Source organism: Hymenobacter baengnokdamensis (assembly GCF_008728635.1).
Lineage (GTDB): Bacteria > Bacteroidota > Bacteroidia > Cytophagales > Hymenobacteraceae > Hymenobacter > Hymenobacter baengnokdamensis.
The window spans coordinates 936,024-953,143 of the sequence record NZ_CP044285.1; the positions used below are offsets into that span (position 1 = coordinate 936,024).

Genomic DNA, 17,120 nt, shown 5'->3' on the forward strand with positions numbered 1-17,120 from the left:
GCGTACGCGGGGCGCGGCCTGGGGTTAGGCAGCTGGCGCTGGCGCCAGCGCCTTTTTGCTTTTCCAAAATACCAGCACTACCAGCAGTCCGGCCGTGGCTTGCAGCAACACGGTATGCGGAGCCCCCAGCTGCCGCGCCAGCCAGCCCACCAGCAGGCTCCCCAGCGGCTGCACGCCCTGAAACGCCATCACGTAGTAGCTCAGCACCCGACCCCGCATCCGGTCGTCCACGTGGGTTTGCACAAAAGTGTTGGTGCCCGCGATAAACAGCATCATGCCGGTTCCGCTCAGCACGCTAAATACCAGTGCTACGGGCAGCCGGGCGCTCAGCGCAAAGCCCAGCAGCCCGAGGCAAAACCCCAGCGCCGCGTAGCTGACATGACGGCTCTGGTGGCTGCCGGCCGGGCGCGAGGCCAGGAACAGCGCTCCCGCGAGCGCGCCCAGGCCCGACATGCTGTTGAGCCAGCCAAACGTGCCTGCGGCCCCGTGAAATACCTCACGGGCAAACACCGGCAGCAGCGTGCCATAGGGCATGGCGCAACAGGCTATCCCCGCCATCAGCAGGATTTGCCGGCGCAGGCCGGGGGCCTGGCGTAGGTAGGCCCAGCCCTCGCGCAAGCCCTCCCAGGTGCCTGGGCGATGTGCCCGCGGCGGGCGCGGTACCAGGCGCATGAGCAGCAGCGAGGCTATCACGGCCCCAAAGCTGAGCGCATTGAGTGCAAAGCACGTCCCTGCCCCCAGATAGGTGAGCAGCAGGCCGGCAATGGCGGGCCCCAGCAGCCGGGCCACGTTCACCATAGTCGAGTTCAGGGCAATAGCGTTGGGCAGGTAAGTGGGGTTATCAACCAGCTCGACCAGCAGCGATTGCCGGGCCGGAATGTCGAAGGCATTGATGGTGCCCAGCAATAGGCTCAGGCTGGCCACGGCCCAGGTGTTGTAATAGCCGCTCAGCACCAGCCCCGCCAGCAGGCTGGCCTGAATAAAAGAGGCCACTTGCGTAAAAACCAGAATGCGGTAGCGGCTGTAGCGGTCGGCCACCGTGCCGCCATAAGGCGCCAGTAGCAGCGTCGGAATCTGGCCCGCGAACATAACCACGCCCAGCAGCACGCTCGAATGCGTGGCCGAATACACAAGCCAGCTCACGGCCAGCCGCTGCATCCAGGTGCCGATGAGCGACACCGACTGTCCGGCGTAGTACAGACGAAAATTGCGGTGCTCAAGCGAGCGGAAGGCGGTAAGCAACGGTTAGAAAGCTACGCAAGCAGCCAGCAGGTTTCGCCGCAGAAGACGGGAGTAGTGCGGCAACAGTTGCCGGAAGGCCATCATATGCCAGTCTTTTTCGTGCGCTACTTAAGCTGTAATCAACCAAGAGCCTGCGTGCAGTTACCAGCCCACCCTATAGCCGCGCCCCGCGTGAATTGAGCCTGGCGCTTTTTCGGAGTTGCCCTACTGTCGGCGCCCCTGGCCCCTGATGGCGAAACGGCACTCCCGGCGCTGGGTAAGGAAGTAGTACTGAGGATGGCGGTACCGTAAAAATAGCCAACTGCTACTACTAATTGCTACCGGCTGCCCAGGCGGCGGGGCCAGCCCAGCAGGCGCGAAGTAAGCAGCGGTCCGCCAAATGTAGCAATGGTGATAACGGTCAGGCCCACATCGGCGGCATCACTGTCGAGGAAGTCGCTGACGGGGTGGCCAGGCGCGAAGTGCCGGAGCAGCGACAGCACCAGCTTAAGCCCCAGAATGCCGATAACCACGAAAGCCGCCGTTTCGAGAAACGGGTACTTGCCCATCAGCCCCACGAAAGCCTGGGCCACCAGCCGCATGGCCAGGATGCCGATAAACACCCCTACGAGTACGAGAATCAGGTTGTTGCTAAACGCCACGACCGCAAACACGTTGTCGATAGAAAACGCCACATCCATCAGCTCTATCACGGCGACGGTAGCCCAGAAAGGCCCCAGCAGGCCCAGCGTGCTGCGGTAGAGCCAGCTTTTTTGCTTGTCGGGCGCCTCGTCGTCGGCTGGCTTGGCCGTGTGGAAGTAATTAAAGGTCAGATAAAGTAGATAAAGCCCGCCCAGCGGCTTCAAAAACCAGAAGCCTACCAGGTACGAGGCAAACACCAGGCACAGCCCGCGAAACAGATAAGCCCCAAAAATGCCGTAGCGCAGCGCTTGCTTGCGCTGCTCGCGGGGCAGGTCGCCCACGAGGGTAGCCAGCACGGCGGCATTATCTACGGAGAGCAGGCTCTCAATAATAATCAGGTTGCCGACTACCGCCAGCGAGGGCAGCGGATGGTCGACGATATCTTGAAGCTGGGCGTACATAGAGAAAATAAGCTACTCGGAAAAAGGAGTCACCAGCTTAGAAATCCTCATTCCAAATTCGGCATTTTTCGTAAAGCGGCTCCAAAATAAGCTCCCAAAACCACGATAAGTTTTTCGGATGATAGTGAACCCTCTTCCCACCGGCTGGCAGGTTATCTACCAGCAGGCGCACGCGCTGCTGGCGGCGCAGCTGGCCTGGGCCTGGCCCGCATTTTTGCCGGCCGACCGCTGGGTGGGTCTGCTGGCGGCCATTATGCAGCACGACGATGAGCAGGCGGCCTGGCACGGGCGCGGGGGGCACCACGGCCTCACGCCCGCCGGCGCCCCGGCCAACTTTACGCAGGTGGCTTTTTCGCTGGAGCAGGCCACCGGGGTATTGCACGCGGCGCGCTTTCAGGGGCGCTGGCGCAGCTTGCTTACCAGCCTGCACCTGAGCACCTTGTACGAGCCGTTGCGGGGTAGTAACCCCGCTACTACGGCGTTTTTGGATGAGCTGCGTGCCAGCCAGAGCCGCTGGCTCAAAGAGCTGCACCTTACTAAAACCCAGGCCCGCCAAGCCTACGACCTGCTGCACTGGTGCGACCGCCTGTCGCTTATTCTGTGCCGCCAGGAGCTGCCCGAGATGGGGCGCGAGCTGGAAATATACCGCGCCCCGCTGGCTGCCGGGCGGGCGGCGCACTACGTGTGCCAGCCCGATGGGCCGGGCACCGCAGTAGTGGTGCGCCCCTGGCCATTTGCCTGCAAGCAGCTGGCAGTAAGCGTAGAAGCTCAGCAGCTGCACCAGCTGCAGTTTAATGACGATGCTGAGCTGGCGGCGGCGTTGCGCCAAGCGCCCACCAAAACCCTGAGCTGGATACTACAGGCCGGCTAGCCGGCCCACCCGGCGGGTACTCAAAGGCCACCGGATTATTTTTTTGCGCATTTTTGCGCAAAACGCCTGCCTGCTCCGTATTGCTCCCGCATCACAAGCCACCTGTTATGGCCCGCTATACGCTTTCCGATATATTTACCGTGGCCAAGTCGGCCGCTGGCGAGTTTGGCAACAACAACTCGTTCCGGCACGCGGCGGCGCTCTCGTACTACACTATTTTTTCGCTGCCGCCGCTGCTGCTCATCGTCATCACGATAACCAGCGCGATTTATGGCGGCGATGCGCTTACGGGGCAGATTTACGGGCAGCTCAAAGGGCTGGTCGGGGCCGAGTCGGCCAAGTTTCTGCAAGACAGTATTGCCAAGTTTACGCTTGAGCAAAAAAGTGGCCTGGCCACGGCTATCGGGGTGGGTACGCTCGTTTTTGCCGCCACTACTTTCTTTGTCACGCTCCAGGAAAGCATTAACGATATCTGGAACCTGAAGGTAAAAACCGAAGGTATAGGGGTTTTGCAATATTTGCAGCAGCGGCTACTCTCGTTCGGGCTCATTTTGAGCGTAGCCTTGCTGCTGCTTATCTCTTTCGTGGTCAGTGCCGTGCTTACCACTTTCACGGGCTGGCTCCAGCACTACATTCCCGAAGTAGGGCTGATTGCCATCAAGCTTATCGACTTCGTGCTGTCACTGGCCGTGACGACGCTGCTGTTTGGACTCATCTACCGGTTTTTGCCCGATGCTATTATTCGCTGGCGCGATGTGGGTATTGGCGCATTCATCACGGCTGCGCTGTTTATATTGGGCAAATATTTGATTGCCTTGTATATATCGACTGCTAATCCAGGCTCAGCCTTTGGGGCGGCGGGCTCGGCCATCGTGCTGCTGGTATGGGTCAACTACTCGTCGCTCATCATCTTCTACGGGGCCGAGTTCACCCAGGAGTTTGCCGATGCCTACGGCCAGAAAGTGCAGCCCAAGTCCCACGCCGTGCGCGTCGAGCTGAAGGAAATAGCCCCCGGCGAGTCGGCCAATGACAAGGCTACCGGCCGGCCGCCAAGCACGGGCAGCTGGGGCGGGTAGGTGCCCGTTGGAGCTAAAAAAACCGGCAGTTTCGACTACTGCGCTGCCGCCGGCCGAAGTTATCAGTCAGCTGGCTATCCGGCCTGGCTGAATGCAACCAGAAGCCGGCCGATGCCCGCAGCCAGCAGGGGCAGCTCCGGGTCTATGCCGTGCGCAACGAGTTCAGGGAAGTATCTTCTGGCTAAGTTGGCTACCAAAAAAGACCCCGGCCGCTCCACGACTGCTGCCGGTAGCAGCGCTGAGCTGACCGCCTGCCCTACCTTAGAGCGATGAAGCACTTTTTCCTTTTTCTACTCACGGTAGTAGTGCTGAACCGATTTGGCGTGGCCCGGCCGGCCCCTGCGGCCTGGCCTGCCGACACCGTGCGCGGCCAGGCCCGCCTAACGCAGCAGCTCAGCGCCAGCCTCTGCACCCGGCTGCTAGCCGAGAGCCAGCATACCACCTTTACGGCGCTTACGCCCGCCCAGGGCCAGGTGCTGATGGCGCGCCTGCTGCTGGGAGCGACGGCTGACAATGCCACGGCATTGACTGCGCTGCTAGAGCCCGTGGGGCCGGCGCGGGGCCGTGCGCTAAAGCACGCCCTGACCACCGACGCGGTGTTGCGGATGGCTCAGCAATGCCCACTGGCTAGCACCCTGATAGCTCATCTGAACCAGCAGCAGGCCCACCTAGCTATCGGCGACGACGAGCGACTTACTTTGCTGCCGGTGGCGCGCCTGGCGTGCCGCTGCCTCGATACCACTGCCGTGCGGCGGCCCTTTGCGCAGCTTAGTCCGGCTGAGCGGGCCGCGCTCACCGGCGACGCAATGCGCTATGCTGCCCATCGCAACCAGGAAACGCTGCTGGCGCAATATGGCGAAACCCTGGCACGCGACAGCACGCTCAGTCAGCAGGTTGGAGAAAAAGTGGCCTTGCTTATGCTCGAAATTTGTCCGGCGTATCTGCTACAGCTCAACCGCGACCACCCGGCCCCGGTAGCGCCGAAGGCGAGCCCCATTCACCGGCCCTGATGCCTATCTCTAACTACAGTTACCTTTTTGATGAGAAATAATTACTGCTGGCTGGGCTTCTTGTTCTTCCTGATGCCGGTGAGTCAGGTGCAGGCCCAAACAACCCGCGCCGACACGCTGCCCGGCCATGCTGCCACCGTGCGGCGCCTGAGCCGCGCTTTTTGTCAGCAGCTCACGGCCCGTGGCCGCCAAACGGCCCTGGCCGCGCTCAGCCCCGAGGCAGCGCAGGCACTGGGGCTGCGCGAGTATAGCACTGTGCTGCAGGCCGATACGGCCGCCGTGCGCCTGCTGGTAGCCGAAAGCCAGCGCCAGCCGGATGACCAAAGCGATGCCGCCGAAATACGCCTTAACCAGCAAGTGCTGCGTGCCAATTACGAAAGCTGCCCGGCTGGCCGGCTACTGGCGGCCTCGCTTTCGCAAACCACCGGCGCCCGCCAGTATGCCAGCGCACACGCCCCGGCCCTGGCCCCGGCCGAGCGCCGCGTATTGCTGCCGCTGGCAGTAGCTATGTGCTCCCGACTTACCGCCGCTAACGCCCGCGCGCCACTGGCCCAGCTTTCGCTACGGCAGCGGCGCCAGCGGTTCATGCAGGTGCTCCACAATGAATTTAAAGCACACACCGACGCCATGGTGCGCTACTACGGGCCGGCCCGCATCGACACTGAGCTGCGTAGCGGGCGGCTCGACCAAAAAATTATGAGCCTGATGGGTCAGCTACCCGATTGCGCCCGCTACCTGATTTTACTCGAAGGCATGCCCAATCCACCTGGTCATTGAGCTGGCAGTGGCGGGTAACCTCGCTGCTAGGCCACTACTTCCTTCTTCTCCTTCACGGCCAGCTGCCCGCAGGCTGCGTCAATATCCTTGCCCCGCGAGCGGCGAATGTTGGTTTGCACGCCCCGGTCGGCCAGAAACTTGTGGAAGGCCGTGATTTTGTCGGCCTCCGCGTTCTGGTAGCTGGCGTTTTCGATGGGGTTGTACTCGATGAGGTTAATCTTGCAGGGCAGCCACTTCGAGATGGTATATAGCTCGGCCGCATCTTCCAGGCCATCGTTAAAGTTCTCGAACACAATGTATTCGTAGGTGACTTTGCGGCCTGTTTTCTGGTGATAATACTGCAAAGCTTCCTTAAGCGCGGCGAGCGAGTTGGCCTCGTTGATGGGCATAATCTCGTTGCGCTTCGTGTCGTTGGGTGCGTGCAGCGAGAGCGCCAGGTTGGCTTTTACGTCGTCGTCGGCCAGCTTCTTTATCATCTTGGCAATGCCGGCCGTGCTGATGGTGATGCGGCGCGGCGCCATGTTGAGGCCATCGGGCGCGGTGATGCGGCGCACGCTTTCCACTACGTTGGCGTAGTTGAGCAGCGGCTCGCCCATGCCCATGTACACGATGTTGGTGAGCGGCGTGCCGTACTGGGCCTCGCACTGCTCGCGGATGCGCACCACCTGGTCGTAAATCTCGGCCGCGTCGAGGTTGCGCTTGCGGTCCATGTAGCCGGTGGCGCAAAACTTACAGGTGAGCGAACAGCCCACCTGGCTCGAAATGCAGGCCGTCATGCGCGTGTCGTGCGGAATGAGCACGCCCTCCACGATGTTGCCGTCGTGCAGCCGGAAGGCCGACTTGATGGTGCCGTCGTTGCTGAGCTGCTGGTTTTGCACGGCCACGCCGTTTATCACGAAGTGCCGGGCCAGCAACTCGCGGGTGGCCAGCGAGATATTGTTCATCTCCTCAAACGAGCCGGCCGTGTTTTTCCACAGCCACTCCGTCACCTGCTTGGCGCGAAACGGTTTTTCGCCGTGCGCCACCATAAACGCCTTGAGGTCGTCGGGCGAGGTTTTGCGGATGTCGCGTTTGGCAGGGGCAAGTTCAAGTTCCAGAAGCATAGGGCAAAGATACAATTGCTCAAGGGCTTGGGTTCCTAATACGGGCTATTAGGATTACGGAGCTTCAGAATCAAGCGCATAGCCACTGGCTGGTTTGCCACGTAAGCTGGTGTTAGGCGGGGTAGGCGGCGAATGATTGCAGCTAGCTGCAATAAGCTGGCTTCCGACAACTGATAAATTTCTTCCTCATTTTCTTCCCGCTGGGCCACTTGGTCGCCAAACAGAGCATTCAGCGCCGTTTTTTGAGCTTCGTCAACTGGTAGACGCTCCACTCTATCGAGGCGGCCGCTAGGCTCTACCGTCACCACTATCTGCGCCCCGAACTTAGGTAAGCTATGGGCATTGCCTTCGTTGCTTCGCAAATATTCGGCAGCTATGTCGGCGGCTAAGTGCTGATAACCAACTTTTCCTTGGTAGAGGGGCATTCTTGTAACGGCGGTGAACAATTGAATTGAATCGGCTGCAGGTAGCGGTCGCCGGGGCGAATGCAGTAAATCGCTGATGGTAAAGGTGACGGGTGCACGCAGCAAGCAGGCTACTGACTTACCATTCTGCGTGGCTGGTTGCAGACGTGGCAATTGGCGCACTGCCTGTACCACGGCCGTGTCTAAGTCAGCCTGAATTCCTTGCTCTATTTTAATTAAGCATACTTGTCCGCCCGGCGAAACGGCGAAGCTTACCAGTACTTGCCCCTGAACTTCGTCCCGAAGCGCTTGCCTTGAATACTTTACGCCTAATTGGATAGCCCGTACAATCGCGGCATCTCCATCATTGCCAGGCATTTGAGGCGGGTGAAATAAAGTCGCTGTCCCTTCGGCTGCCAACCTGGATTGGCTGTGACCAGGTGACGCAGCAATCAGTATAAAGGGAATAAAAAGACATTTTCTTATTATCGAAAAGTTATGTAAGTAGAAAGCCATGAAAAAAATTAGGAAATGAAAAAAATTAAGTTTTAAACCAAAGTAGTGGATTTAACAACAATTAACTCAGCCGCCCCGCCAGTTCCTGCGGCAGAACCCGCAATTTATGCGTGTTGTAGTCGAAGCACAGCATCCCGGTTTTGGCGCGGGTAATTTCCTTGCCCGCCTGGTTTCTGACTTGGTACACAATATCGAAGCCATACTTGCCGGGGTCGTTGGCGGCCATGTCGATGGTCAGCGTATCGCCGTAAAACGCCTCGGCTTTGTACTCAATTGCTACATCAACCATAATAAAGCCCAGCTTGGTAGCGGGGTCAAACTCGGCCGCGCCGAGGTGGGCCAGAAACTGCACCCGCGCCTCGTGCAGGATACCCAGCAGGGCGTCGTTGCCGAGGTGGCCGCCGTAGTTAAGGTCGGTAATGCGTACCGGCAGCGTGGCAGCGAAGGAAAAGGCATCGGGCAGGGCTATTTTTACGCGGGCCATATTTCAGTAGTGAGCAGTTAGCGATGAGCAGCGAACAAGTGGGCGAAGCGTCAAAAATAGAGGTGCGCACGACGGCCGATGGCTCGCCCACGCTCTACGTGCCCGCCCTCGACGAGCACTACCACTCGCGCCACGGCGCGGCCCAGGAGTCGCGCCATGTGTTTATTGAAGCCGGCTTGCGGCCCTTGTTGGCGGCAGGCTACGGCCAGGGCGGCCCGCCGCTACGCATTCTGGAAGTAGGTCTCGGCACCGGCCTCAACGCCCTGCTGACGCTGGAAGCCGCCCAAAATATCGGCGCGGCCATTGCCTACGCTGGCTACGAAACCGTGCCGCTGCCGCCGCCAATGGTGGCAGCGCTAGCCCCGCAATGGGCAGCCGAGCCAGTGCTTAGCCAGGCCTTCAGCCAGCTGCACGCCGCTCCCTGGGGCGTGCCGGTAATGCTGGCCAAAGGCTTTGAGCTGACTAAGATTCAGGCCGAAGTGCAGGCGGCGGCTTTGCCAGCCGGGTACTACAACCTGTTTTATTTCGATGCCTTCGCCCCCGAAAAGCAGCCCGAGCTGTGGGGAGAAGAAATATTCAAAAACCTATATGTTTTGGCTGCGCCCGGCGCGGTGCTGGTGAGCTATTGCGCCCAGGGCCAGTTCAGGCGCAACCTGCGGGCCGCGGGCTGGCTCACCGAAAAGCTGCCCGGCCCGCCCGGCAAGCGCGAGATGACGCGGGCCCGAAAACCAAGCTAAGCAGTAGCTTGCCGGTTACGAGTGAATTTTATGCGGCTCCCTGCCCATCAGCCCGCCAAGCCAACGCCTACGCCCAGTGTCCCGAAAATTTTTAGAAACGGAAAGTCCCGCCTGGGTTAGCGAAGGCCTCATTACGGAGGCCCAGCGCGAGCGGCTGCTGGCCCGCTACCCATCAGAAGCGGTGCAGGCGGTGGGGCTGCTGCCGCTATTGGGCAGTATTCTGGTGGGCCTGAGTGCGCTGAGCGTGGTGGCGGCCAACTGGCAGTCGCTACCCGAGGCGCTGCGGCTGGGGCTGCTGCTGGGCACCCTGCTGGCCGCCTACGCGGGCGGCGAGTACTTTTTGCGGCGGGGCAACCGGCGGGTGGGCCACGGCCTGCTCGGGCTGGGGCTGGTCACGTTCGGGGCGAGCATCATCCTTACGAGCCAGCTATATCAGCTGGTGGGTTACGATGTCAGTGGTCTGCTGGCCTGGGAGGTAGTAGGCGTGCTGCTGAGCTTTTTGTACGAGAGCCAAAGTCTGACGCTGCTGCCCATTCTCATCGGTGCGGCGGTGCAGACGTATTGCACGCAAGCGCTGGGAGTATTCAGCTACGCCACAATGGGGCTGGTAGTGCTGGGCAGCGGCTACCGCTGGTGGCACCGGCCCGATACGCTGGTGGCATCCGTGCTGGCGGCGGGGCTGCTGTGGCAGGCGGCGCTGTGGGTGGCGCTGTCGCACGCCAAGATTACCTGGTTTTTTATTCCGGCCATGCTCGTGTACGCGGCCGGCGACTGGCACCCCGACCCGGCCGCCAGCCGGGCCCTGAAAGGGCCTCCGCTGGTAGCCGCCTATTTGTTTGCGCTGGGCCTGGCGCTGTTTGGCGAAACCGACCAGTACGCCGGCCTGCTGCGTCCGCCCGTGCTGGCGTATCTGGGAGCCCTGGCGGCTGTGCTGGCCCTATCAGTGGCCGGTAAGCAGGTGCGGGGCCGGCTGGCCACCCTGCCCGACTGGCTGCTGCTGCTGCCCGGCTTTTACCTGCCGGGCGGGCTGCCGCTGGCTATTGCCACGCTGGTGGTGCTGTATGCGCATGCCGGCTCCATGCTGGCCCGCGCCCACCGCTCGGCCGATGCCGAGCAGCTGACTGTGGGCACCGTGCTGTTTATCATCGCCACCATGGTAGCCTATTTCAAGCTAACCTGGGCCTTCCTCGATAAGTCGCTGTTTTTCCTGATTGGCGGCGTGCTGCTGCTGAGCCTGAGCTGGTACCTGCGCCGTCGCAATGCCAGCCGCCTGGCCGAAACCGTAGCGGCGGTAACCGCGCCGGCCGGCGCTGCTACCGCCAGCCCAAACCCCGAAACCCAGCCCTGATGCCTAGCCGCCACACTCCTTCTCACCGCTTGCTGCTACAACTGCTGGTGGCTGCGCAGGTGCTCTACGTGCTGGGCGTGGCCGCTGCCGGCTACGCCACCACGGCCTACGGCCAGCATATCGCCCTCACTACCAAGCCTGTCGATTTGCACGGCATACCATACGAGAGCTACGTGCGCCTGCGCTACGATGCTGCCGAAGTGCCCCTCACGGCCTGGCAGGGAGCTGCCGCCCCGCGGCCTCGACAAGGAATATATGTTTTATTGAATATTGCGGCCGATAGCCTCGCCACCGTGGCCAGCGTGTACGATACTGCGCCGCGGCCCGCCGCCGGCCAGGCCGTGCTGCGCGGCTGGGTTACCGACGTTTACGCTCATACGCTGGGGTTGCGCTACAACCTGGAGCGCTACTACGTGCCCGGCGACAGCCCCCTGCGCCTCGTCAAAACCGGCCCCGCGCTGCGGGTGCAGGTCAGCATTGCGCCCTGGGGCCAGGCCCGTATTGAGTCGGTGCGGCTGCTCCGGCAGTAGCGTGCTTTCCTGGCAAGAGTTCAGTGTTAAAATACGTATGCTAACCGTGAAGCCGTTTTAACATTGCGAATAAACTTATTCTGCGCCTTGCCTTACCGAAAATTCCACACCCCGTTCGGCGTCAGGCAGGCGTGCAGCGGCACATCGGTGGGCAGCACGTCGGCCAGCGCGGGCACTGGTGTCTCAGTCAGAATATTCAACCCGATGAATAGTGTGCCCGGTCGGCACTGCGCCAGAAAACGGTCGTAGAACCCTCCGCCGTAGCCTACGCGCTGGCCCAGCTGGTCACAGGCCAGCAGCGGTACCAGCACCGCGTCGAGCTGCGCGGGTACCACTTCGGTAGTTGGGTTGGCCAGCGGCTCCGGAATGCCCCAGCGGTTGGGAAGTAGCCGTGTTTCAGAAGTTAATTCGTAGTGCTTCAGTGAAATACTATCGGCCTGCACTACGGGCGCTGCTAAGCGCGGACGTAACTTCTGGTCCCAAATCTGGCGAATAATAAGCCAGGTATCCGGCTCATTTTTGCTGAGCAGCGGCAGAAACAGGTGCAGCCAGCGCCACTCAGCTACCGGAAAATTTTGGAAAAGCTGGTCGCGCAGCGCTTCGCTACGCTGGCTTACTTCGGCCGGCGTCAGAGCCTGGCGGCGGGCTAGCGCGGCGCGGCGCAGGGCGGCTTTAGTTGGCATAAGTCTATGCTGGCCTCGTTTAGGGTCAGCCGGAAGTAGTAAAAGGCTTGCTCTTGCACCTTGAGCGCCGCTACTGGTATAGTCACACGAGTCCTACCCTTCCTGCACCACCGCAAACTCCAGCTTCAGCGGCTCGAAGCAGGTAATTAGCTGCTCGATAAAGCCGGGGTTGTTAATCAAAATACTGAGCACGTTGTCTGTCCGCTCCTGCAAGCCGCCTTCCGGAAACAGCTTGTCTTTAAGCGCCGAAAGCTGCGCATAAGCCGTTTCGTGCCTGGCTTCGGCGGCTTTGCTGAGGCGCTTTTCGAGGCCGGCCAGGCTGCCGGCGGCTTTCTGGGCTTCGGCGGCGACGGTTTTTACCAGCGTGGGGTCGAGGCGCTGGGCCAGCTCCTGTACCTGCTGAAAAGCGGCGGCCAGCGCCTGCTGCTGGGCTGCCAGGCTTATTTCCTCCTGGCCTAGCTGCGCGCCCACCTGCTTTTTCAGCTCGGCCAGCGGCTTGAAGATGTCGGGGGCGGTGAGGCCCAGCTTGGCCAGCTTGCCGGCATTGGCGCGGCTCAGGTACATGGCCGAGTTGCGGGGCAGCACAATCGGGTAGGGCACCCCAAAGGCTGCAAACACGTCCTTGAGCTGAAACCAGTACGCCACTTCGGCCCCGCCGCCGATGTAGGCGAGATTGGGCAATAGCATTTCCTGGTACACCGGCCGCAGCACTACGTTGGGGCTGAAGCGCTCGGGCTCGCTTTCGGCCAGGGCCAGCAGCTCGGCCTGCGAGTGGCAGCGGGCGGTGCCCCGCACCGTTACCTGGGTGCAGTCGGCACCGGGCGCGGCGTCGGGCTCCAGGCGCTCACGCTTGCCTTCATCGGTGAGAAAGAACAAGTTGAGCGGCCGCGAATACACCTGCGGCTTGTAGCCGGCCGTAGTGAGGCGGGCGTTAGTGGCCTGTACGGCCTGGTTGGAAGCCTGCTGCTGAATCTCCTGCCGGAGCAGTGGGCGCAGGGCCTGCTTGAGCGCCGGCCGGTCGGCATCAATACAAACCAGGCCGTAGTCGGCAAACAGGCTCGTGGCCAGGCGGCGCGTGGCCGCGCTTAATGTATTAGCATTTTCATATGCTTCGCGGAAGGCAGCCGGTACCTCGGGCGGCAGCTGGCTCAGTAATTCTTCCTCGAAGCCCGTGAGGGGCAGGCGGCCCACCGGCCCGCCCAGGCTGGCTGCGCCGGCCGGCCCCGCCCAGCTATAGGTTTTGCCAAACAGCTGAAAGTGATTTATTTCGGCAAAGTCGTGGTCTTCTGTAGCCAGCCAGTACACCGGCACGAAATCGTAGAGCGGGTAGGCAGCCTTCAGCTCCTGGCTCAGCTTGATGGCCGAAATTATCTTGTAGATAAAGTAGAGCGGACCAGTAAATAAATTGAGCTGGTGGCCGGTCGTGATGGTAAACGTTGTGTTGCGGGCTAGCAATTCGAGGTTGGCGGCTACGGCCGGGGGCGCAGAGTTTCCAAGCTCGGCGTACTGGGCATGCAGGTCGGCCACCAGGCGCTGGCGGGCTTCGGGCGAGTAGGCAGCCTGCTTTTCCTCGATTTGCGCCTGAAAAGCAGTGAGTTCGGGGAAGCGATGGTAAAAGGGCGCCAGCGCCGGCTTGCGGGCCAGGTAATCGGTAAGCAGGCCCGAAAATGCGCCGGTAGCAGCGTAGGGGAGGGTAGTACAGTCGGCAGCGGCCATGAGCGCAGGGAAAAGTGAGCGCGAAATTCAGCCCAAAACCCGGCGCGGCCCGAAAAGTTGGAAAGCAGGCCGGCGGACAAAGTGAAGTAGCGGGGCGAACATAGTAAATTACCGCCGTTCAGGAGTAAGCTCCTAAATATTTTGGTGGCCGCTGGCTATCCCCACGCTTTCTTTTTCTTGCTCTATGTCCAAACCTTACTTTTGGCTGGTGTTGCTGCTTGGCAGCGGTGCAGCACATGCGCAGGCCCCCACTGCCGAAACCTTGCTGCTGCGCGAGCCCGCCCTGAGCCGCGACAAGCTGGCCTTCAGCTACGCCGGCGATATCTGGCTGGCCAACCGCGACGGCTCTAATCCACAGCGCCTGACGGTGGGGCCGGGCGTCGAAACCAACCCGCACTTCTCGCCCGATGGCCAGTGGCTGGCCTACACCGGCGACTACGACCGCAACCCCGACGTGTACGTGGTGGCCGTGAGTGGCGGGCAGCCGCGCCGGCTCACCTGGCACCCCTCGGCCGATGTGGTGCGCGACTGGTCGCCCGACGGTAAAAGCATCCTCTTCAGCAGCTCGCAGGAGGCGTACGCGCGGTCGCTCCAGCTCTTTACGGTGCCGGTGGCGGGGGGACTGCCCACGCGGCTGCCCCTGCTGATGGGCGAGAAAGGCAGCTATTCGCCCGACGGCAAGCGCTTGGCGCACACGCATATCACCAATCCTACTACCACCTGGAAGCACTACCGCGGCGGCCAGACCGGCCCCATCTGGCTTACCGACCTGCAAACGCTGACTACGGAAGAGATACCCCACGAAAATGCGACCGATACCAGCCCGCTGTGGCTGGGCGGGAAGGTGTATTTTCTGAGCGACCGCCAGCGCACCAACAACGTGTTTGCCTACGACCTGGCCACGAAAAAAGTGGAGCAACTGACCCACCATTCCGATTACGACGTGAAGGCGCTCAGCGGCTTCGGCAGCGAGCTGGTGTACGAGCAGGCCGGGCGGCTGCATCTGCTCAATACGACTGATGGGCGGGTAAATGACTTGAAAATCAGCATCTCGCCGGAAGTATTGGCCCTGCGCCCGCAGTACCGCAACGTGGCCCCGATGGTACGCAGCACCGCCATTTCGCCTACCGGCATGCGGGCTGTGGTGGAGGCGCGGGGCGATATTTTCACGGTACCCGCCAAAAAGGGCGAGAGCCGCAACCTAACCCATTCCGACGGCGCGCACGAGCGCTACCCGGCGTGGTCGCCCGACGGTACGCGCATCGCCTACGTCTCCGATGCCAGCGGCGAATACCAATTGATGGTGCAGGACCAGCGGGGCACCAGGCCCGCCCAGAGCTATTCGCTGGGGCCGCCCTCTTTCTATTTCCACCCGCGGTGGTCGCCCGACAGCCGAAAAATTGCCTATACCGATAAAAAGCTGACCCTCTGGTACCTCGACCTGGCCAGCAGGAAGCCCGTGCGCATCGCCAGCGATACCTACGGCCCCCTCACCAACGACGACGCACTGGCCCCGGCGTGGTCGCCCGATGCGCAGTGGATAGCCTACTCGCAGCTGATGCCCAACCACTTGCGTACGGTGTACGTGTATCATCTGCCCAGCGGGCGGCGCTTTGCCATCAGCGATGGCCGCAGCGATGCAACTACGCCGGCTTTCAGCCGCGATGGCAAGTACCTGTTTTTCACGGCCAGTACCGATGTAGGCCTGCGCACTACCTGGCTCGATATGACTTCCTACGACCGCGTGAGCAAGCGCACGCTCTACGTGGCCGTGCTCAATAAGCAGGATGCCTCACCCTTTGCGCCCCAGAGCGACGAGGAAAAGGGCGCGGCCAGCAAGCCCGACTCGGTTGCAGTGGGCAAGCCCGTCGGCAATCGTACGCCCAAAGTGGCGGTGCAAGACCTGAAAGTGGCCGTGAAGGAGACAAAGGCGCAGAAGCCGGCGGCCGTAAAAGTTGTTATCGACACGGCCGGGCTGGGGCAGCGCATTCTGGTAGTGCCCGGCACGGCCGTGGGCGACCTGAGCGCCGTGCAGGCCGCCGATGGCGATAAGCTGTTTTATATGGAGCAGCAGCCAGCTGGTGCCGCGGCCGGGCCCGACGCAGCGACCCCCCTGCCCACCAGGCGCCTGCACCGGTTTGATATGCAGACGCGTAAGGATGAGGTATTTATGTCGGACCTAAGCGACTACTCGCTGAGCGCCGATGGCAAGAAAATTCTCTATTCGGCGCCGCACGACAGCTACGGCATTGTGGAAACGGCCGGTAAGCCCGCGGCTGGTGATGGCAAGCTGGCCATGACGGCCCTCGATGCTTACATCGACCCGCGCCACGAGTGGGAGCAGATGTTCAATGAAGTATGGCGTCTGGAGCGCGACTACTTCTACGATGCCAACATGCACGGCCTCGACTGGGCCGCGACCAGGAAGAAATACGCCGTTTTTCTGCCCTACGTGGCGCACCGTGCCGACCTCAACTACCTCTTTGCCGAGATGATGGGCGAAATGGTGGTCGGCCACAACTACGTGAGCGGCGGCGACATGCCCGCGCTGCAAGCTAACCCGGTAGGCTTGCTGGGCGCTGACTATGAGGTAGTAGACAACCACTACCGCTTTAAGCGGGTGTTCAACGGCGAGAATTTCAATCCCAGTCTGCGCGCCCCGCTCACCGGCCCCGGCGTAAGTGTGCAGGCCGGCGACTACCTGCTGGCCGTGAACAACCGCCCCCTGCACGGCACCGACAACGTGTACAGCTTCTTTGAGAATACCGTGGGGAAGCAACTCACGCTCACCGTCAATAGCAAGCCCACCCTGCAAGGGGCCCGCGAGGTAACGGTGGTGCCCGTGGCCAGCGAAGCTACCCTGCGCCGCATCGACTGGGTAGAGGGCAACCGTCGCAAAGTCGATGAGCTGACCCACGGCCGGGTGGCCTACGTGTACCTGCCCAACACCAGCGCCGAGGGCTACGAGTTCTTCAACCGCTATTATTTCAGTCAGCTCGATAAAGAAGCCGTCATTGTAGACGAGCGCTTCAACGGCGGCGGCTTCGTGGCCGACTACATCCTCGACCTGCTCAATCGGCCGCTGCTCAGCTACTGGGCCCCGCGTGAGGGCAAGGCATTTACCTCACCCGGAGCGTCTATCTACGGGCCTAAGGTAATGCTGGTGAATGAGTTTGCCGGGTCGGGCGGCGATGCGCTGCCGGCATTCTTCCGGCGGCGCGGGCTGGGCACCATCGTGGGTAAGCGCACCTGGGGTGGCCTGGTGGGCATTTCGGGCTACCCCGTGCTGCTGGATGGTGGCACCGTCACCTCACCCAGCTTCGGCATCTACAGCCCCGATGGCAAGTGGGAAATCGAAAATCAGGGCGTGCCGCCCGATATCGAAGTAGACGTGCGGCCCGCCGACACGCAGAACGGAGCCGACCCGCAGCTCGCCAAGGCCGTGGAAGTTATTCTGAGCGATTTGCAGAAACAGTCGTTTAAGCCGCTGCCCATTCCGGTCCAGCACCCGACGCGGGCGGCGGAGTAGTAAGGGACTAAT

The 17,120-nt window shown here is 61.5% G+C and carries 15 protein-coding genes; 8 read left to right on the plus strand and 7 right to left on the minus strand.

Going from position 1 to position 17,120, the window contains the following annotated elements:
* Nucleotides 1-24: 24 nt before the first annotated feature.
* Nucleotides 25-1,242, minus strand: coding sequence for an MFS transporter (locus tag F6X24_RS03925; RefSeq protein ID WP_151086716.1), 1,218 nt, complete (start codon nt 1,240-1,242; stop codon nt 25-27).
* Nucleotides 1,243-1,559: 317 nt separating this feature from the next.
* Nucleotides 1,560-2,324 carry a TerC family protein gene (locus F6X24_RS03930; RefSeq protein WP_151086717.1) on the minus strand — a complete coding sequence of 255 codons (765 nt, stop codon included), beginning with the start codon at nt 2,322-2,324 and terminating at the stop codon, nt 1,560-1,562.
* Between the two features lie 124 nt (nt 2,325-2,448).
* Between F6X24_RS03930 and F6X24_RS03935 the strand changes: the two genes are divergently transcribed.
* From F6X24_RS03935 to F6X24_RS03950, 4 genes are all read left to right on the plus strand, one after another.
* Nucleotides 2,449-3,195 (plus strand): DUF3891 family protein, encoded by a 747-nt coding sequence (locus F6X24_RS03935; RefSeq protein WP_191906449.1) that lies wholly within the window; start codon nt 2,449-2,451, stop codon nt 3,193-3,195.
* 107 nt (nt 3,196-3,302) lie between these two features.
* A complete protein-coding gene (locus tag F6X24_RS03940; protein ID WP_151086719.1) occupies nt 3,303-4,271 on the plus strand; it encodes a YihY/virulence factor BrkB family protein in 969 nt (322 codons plus the stop codon).
* Nucleotides 4,272-4,540: 269 nt separating this feature from the next.
* Nucleotides 4,541-5,281 (plus strand): hypothetical protein, encoded by a 741-nt coding sequence (locus F6X24_RS03945; protein ID WP_151086720.1) that lies wholly within the window; start codon nt 4,541-4,543, stop codon nt 5,279-5,281.
* A gap of 30 nt (nt 5,282-5,311) precedes the next feature.
* Nucleotides 5,312-6,058, plus strand: coding sequence for a hypothetical protein (locus F6X24_RS03950; protein ID WP_151086721.1), 747 nt, complete (start codon nt 5,312-5,314; stop codon nt 6,056-6,058).
* Nucleotides 6,059-6,084: 26 nt separating this feature from the next.
* On the opposite strand, the gene rlmN is transcribed toward F6X24_RS03950, so the two are convergent.
* The 3 genes from rlmN to F6X24_RS03965 form a co-directional block, all read right to left on the minus strand.
* The gene (rlmN, locus tag F6X24_RS03955; RefSeq protein WP_151086722.1) at nt 6,085-7,161 is read right to left on the minus strand and encodes a 23S rRNA (adenine(2503)-C(2))-methyltransferase RlmN; all 1,077 of its coding nucleotides are present in this window, start codon (nt 7,159-7,161) and stop codon (nt 6,085-6,087) included.
* Between the two features lie 35 nt (nt 7,162-7,196).
* Nucleotides 7,197-8,081: an energy transducer TonB gene (locus tag F6X24_RS03960; protein ID WP_151086723.1), complete on the minus strand. Its 885-nt coding sequence runs from the start codon at nt 8,079-8,081 to the stop codon at nt 7,197-7,199.
* A gap of 61 nt (nt 8,082-8,142) precedes the next feature.
* A complete protein-coding gene (locus tag F6X24_RS03965) occupies nt 8,143-8,565 on the minus strand; it encodes an acyl-CoA thioesterase (protein WP_151086724.1) in 423 nt (140 codons plus the stop codon).
* Nucleotides 8,566-8,588: 23 nt separating this feature from the next.
* Between F6X24_RS03965 and mnmD the strand changes: the two genes are divergently transcribed.
* From mnmD to F6X24_RS03980, 3 genes are all read left to right on the plus strand, one after another.
* Nucleotides 8,589-9,302, plus strand: a complete 714-nt coding sequence (mnmD, locus tag F6X24_RS03970; protein ID WP_151086725.1) for a tRNA (5-methylaminomethyl-2-thiouridine)(34)-methyltransferase MnmD — start codon at nt 8,589-8,591, stop codon at nt 9,300-9,302.
* A 76-nt stretch (nt 9,303-9,378) separates the two neighbouring features.
* Nucleotides 9,379-10,650 (plus strand): DUF2157 domain-containing protein, encoded by a 1,272-nt coding sequence (locus tag F6X24_RS03975; RefSeq protein ID WP_191906450.1) that lies wholly within the window; start codon nt 9,379-9,381, stop codon nt 10,648-10,650.
* A 29-nt stretch (nt 10,651-10,679) separates the two neighbouring features.
* Entirely contained in the window at nt 10,680-11,180 is a 501-nt protein-coding gene (locus F6X24_RS03980; protein ID WP_191906451.1) for a GDYXXLXY domain-containing protein, read from the plus strand.
* Nucleotides 11,181-11,272: 92 nt separating this feature from the next.
* On the opposite strand, the gene F6X24_RS03985 is transcribed toward F6X24_RS03980, so the two are convergent.
* Entirely contained in the window at nt 11,273-11,863 is a 591-nt protein-coding gene (locus tag F6X24_RS03985; protein ID WP_151086728.1) for a 5-formyltetrahydrofolate cyclo-ligase, read from the minus strand.
* A 93-nt stretch (nt 11,864-11,956) separates the two neighbouring features.
* Nucleotides 11,957-13,579 (minus strand): bacillithiol biosynthesis cysteine-adding enzyme BshC, encoded by a 1,623-nt coding sequence (gene bshC / locus F6X24_RS03990; RefSeq protein WP_151086729.1) that lies wholly within the window; start codon nt 13,577-13,579, stop codon nt 11,957-11,959.
* Between the two features lie 184 nt (nt 13,580-13,763).
* Here bshC and F6X24_RS03995 point away from each other — a divergent pair, with 184 nt between their 5' ends.
* Nucleotides 13,764-17,108: a S41 family peptidase gene (locus F6X24_RS03995; RefSeq protein ID WP_151086730.1), complete on the plus strand. Its 3,345-nt coding sequence runs from the start codon at nt 13,764-13,766 to the stop codon at nt 17,106-17,108.
* The last annotated feature ends 12 nt before the right edge of the window (nt 17,109-17,120 follow it).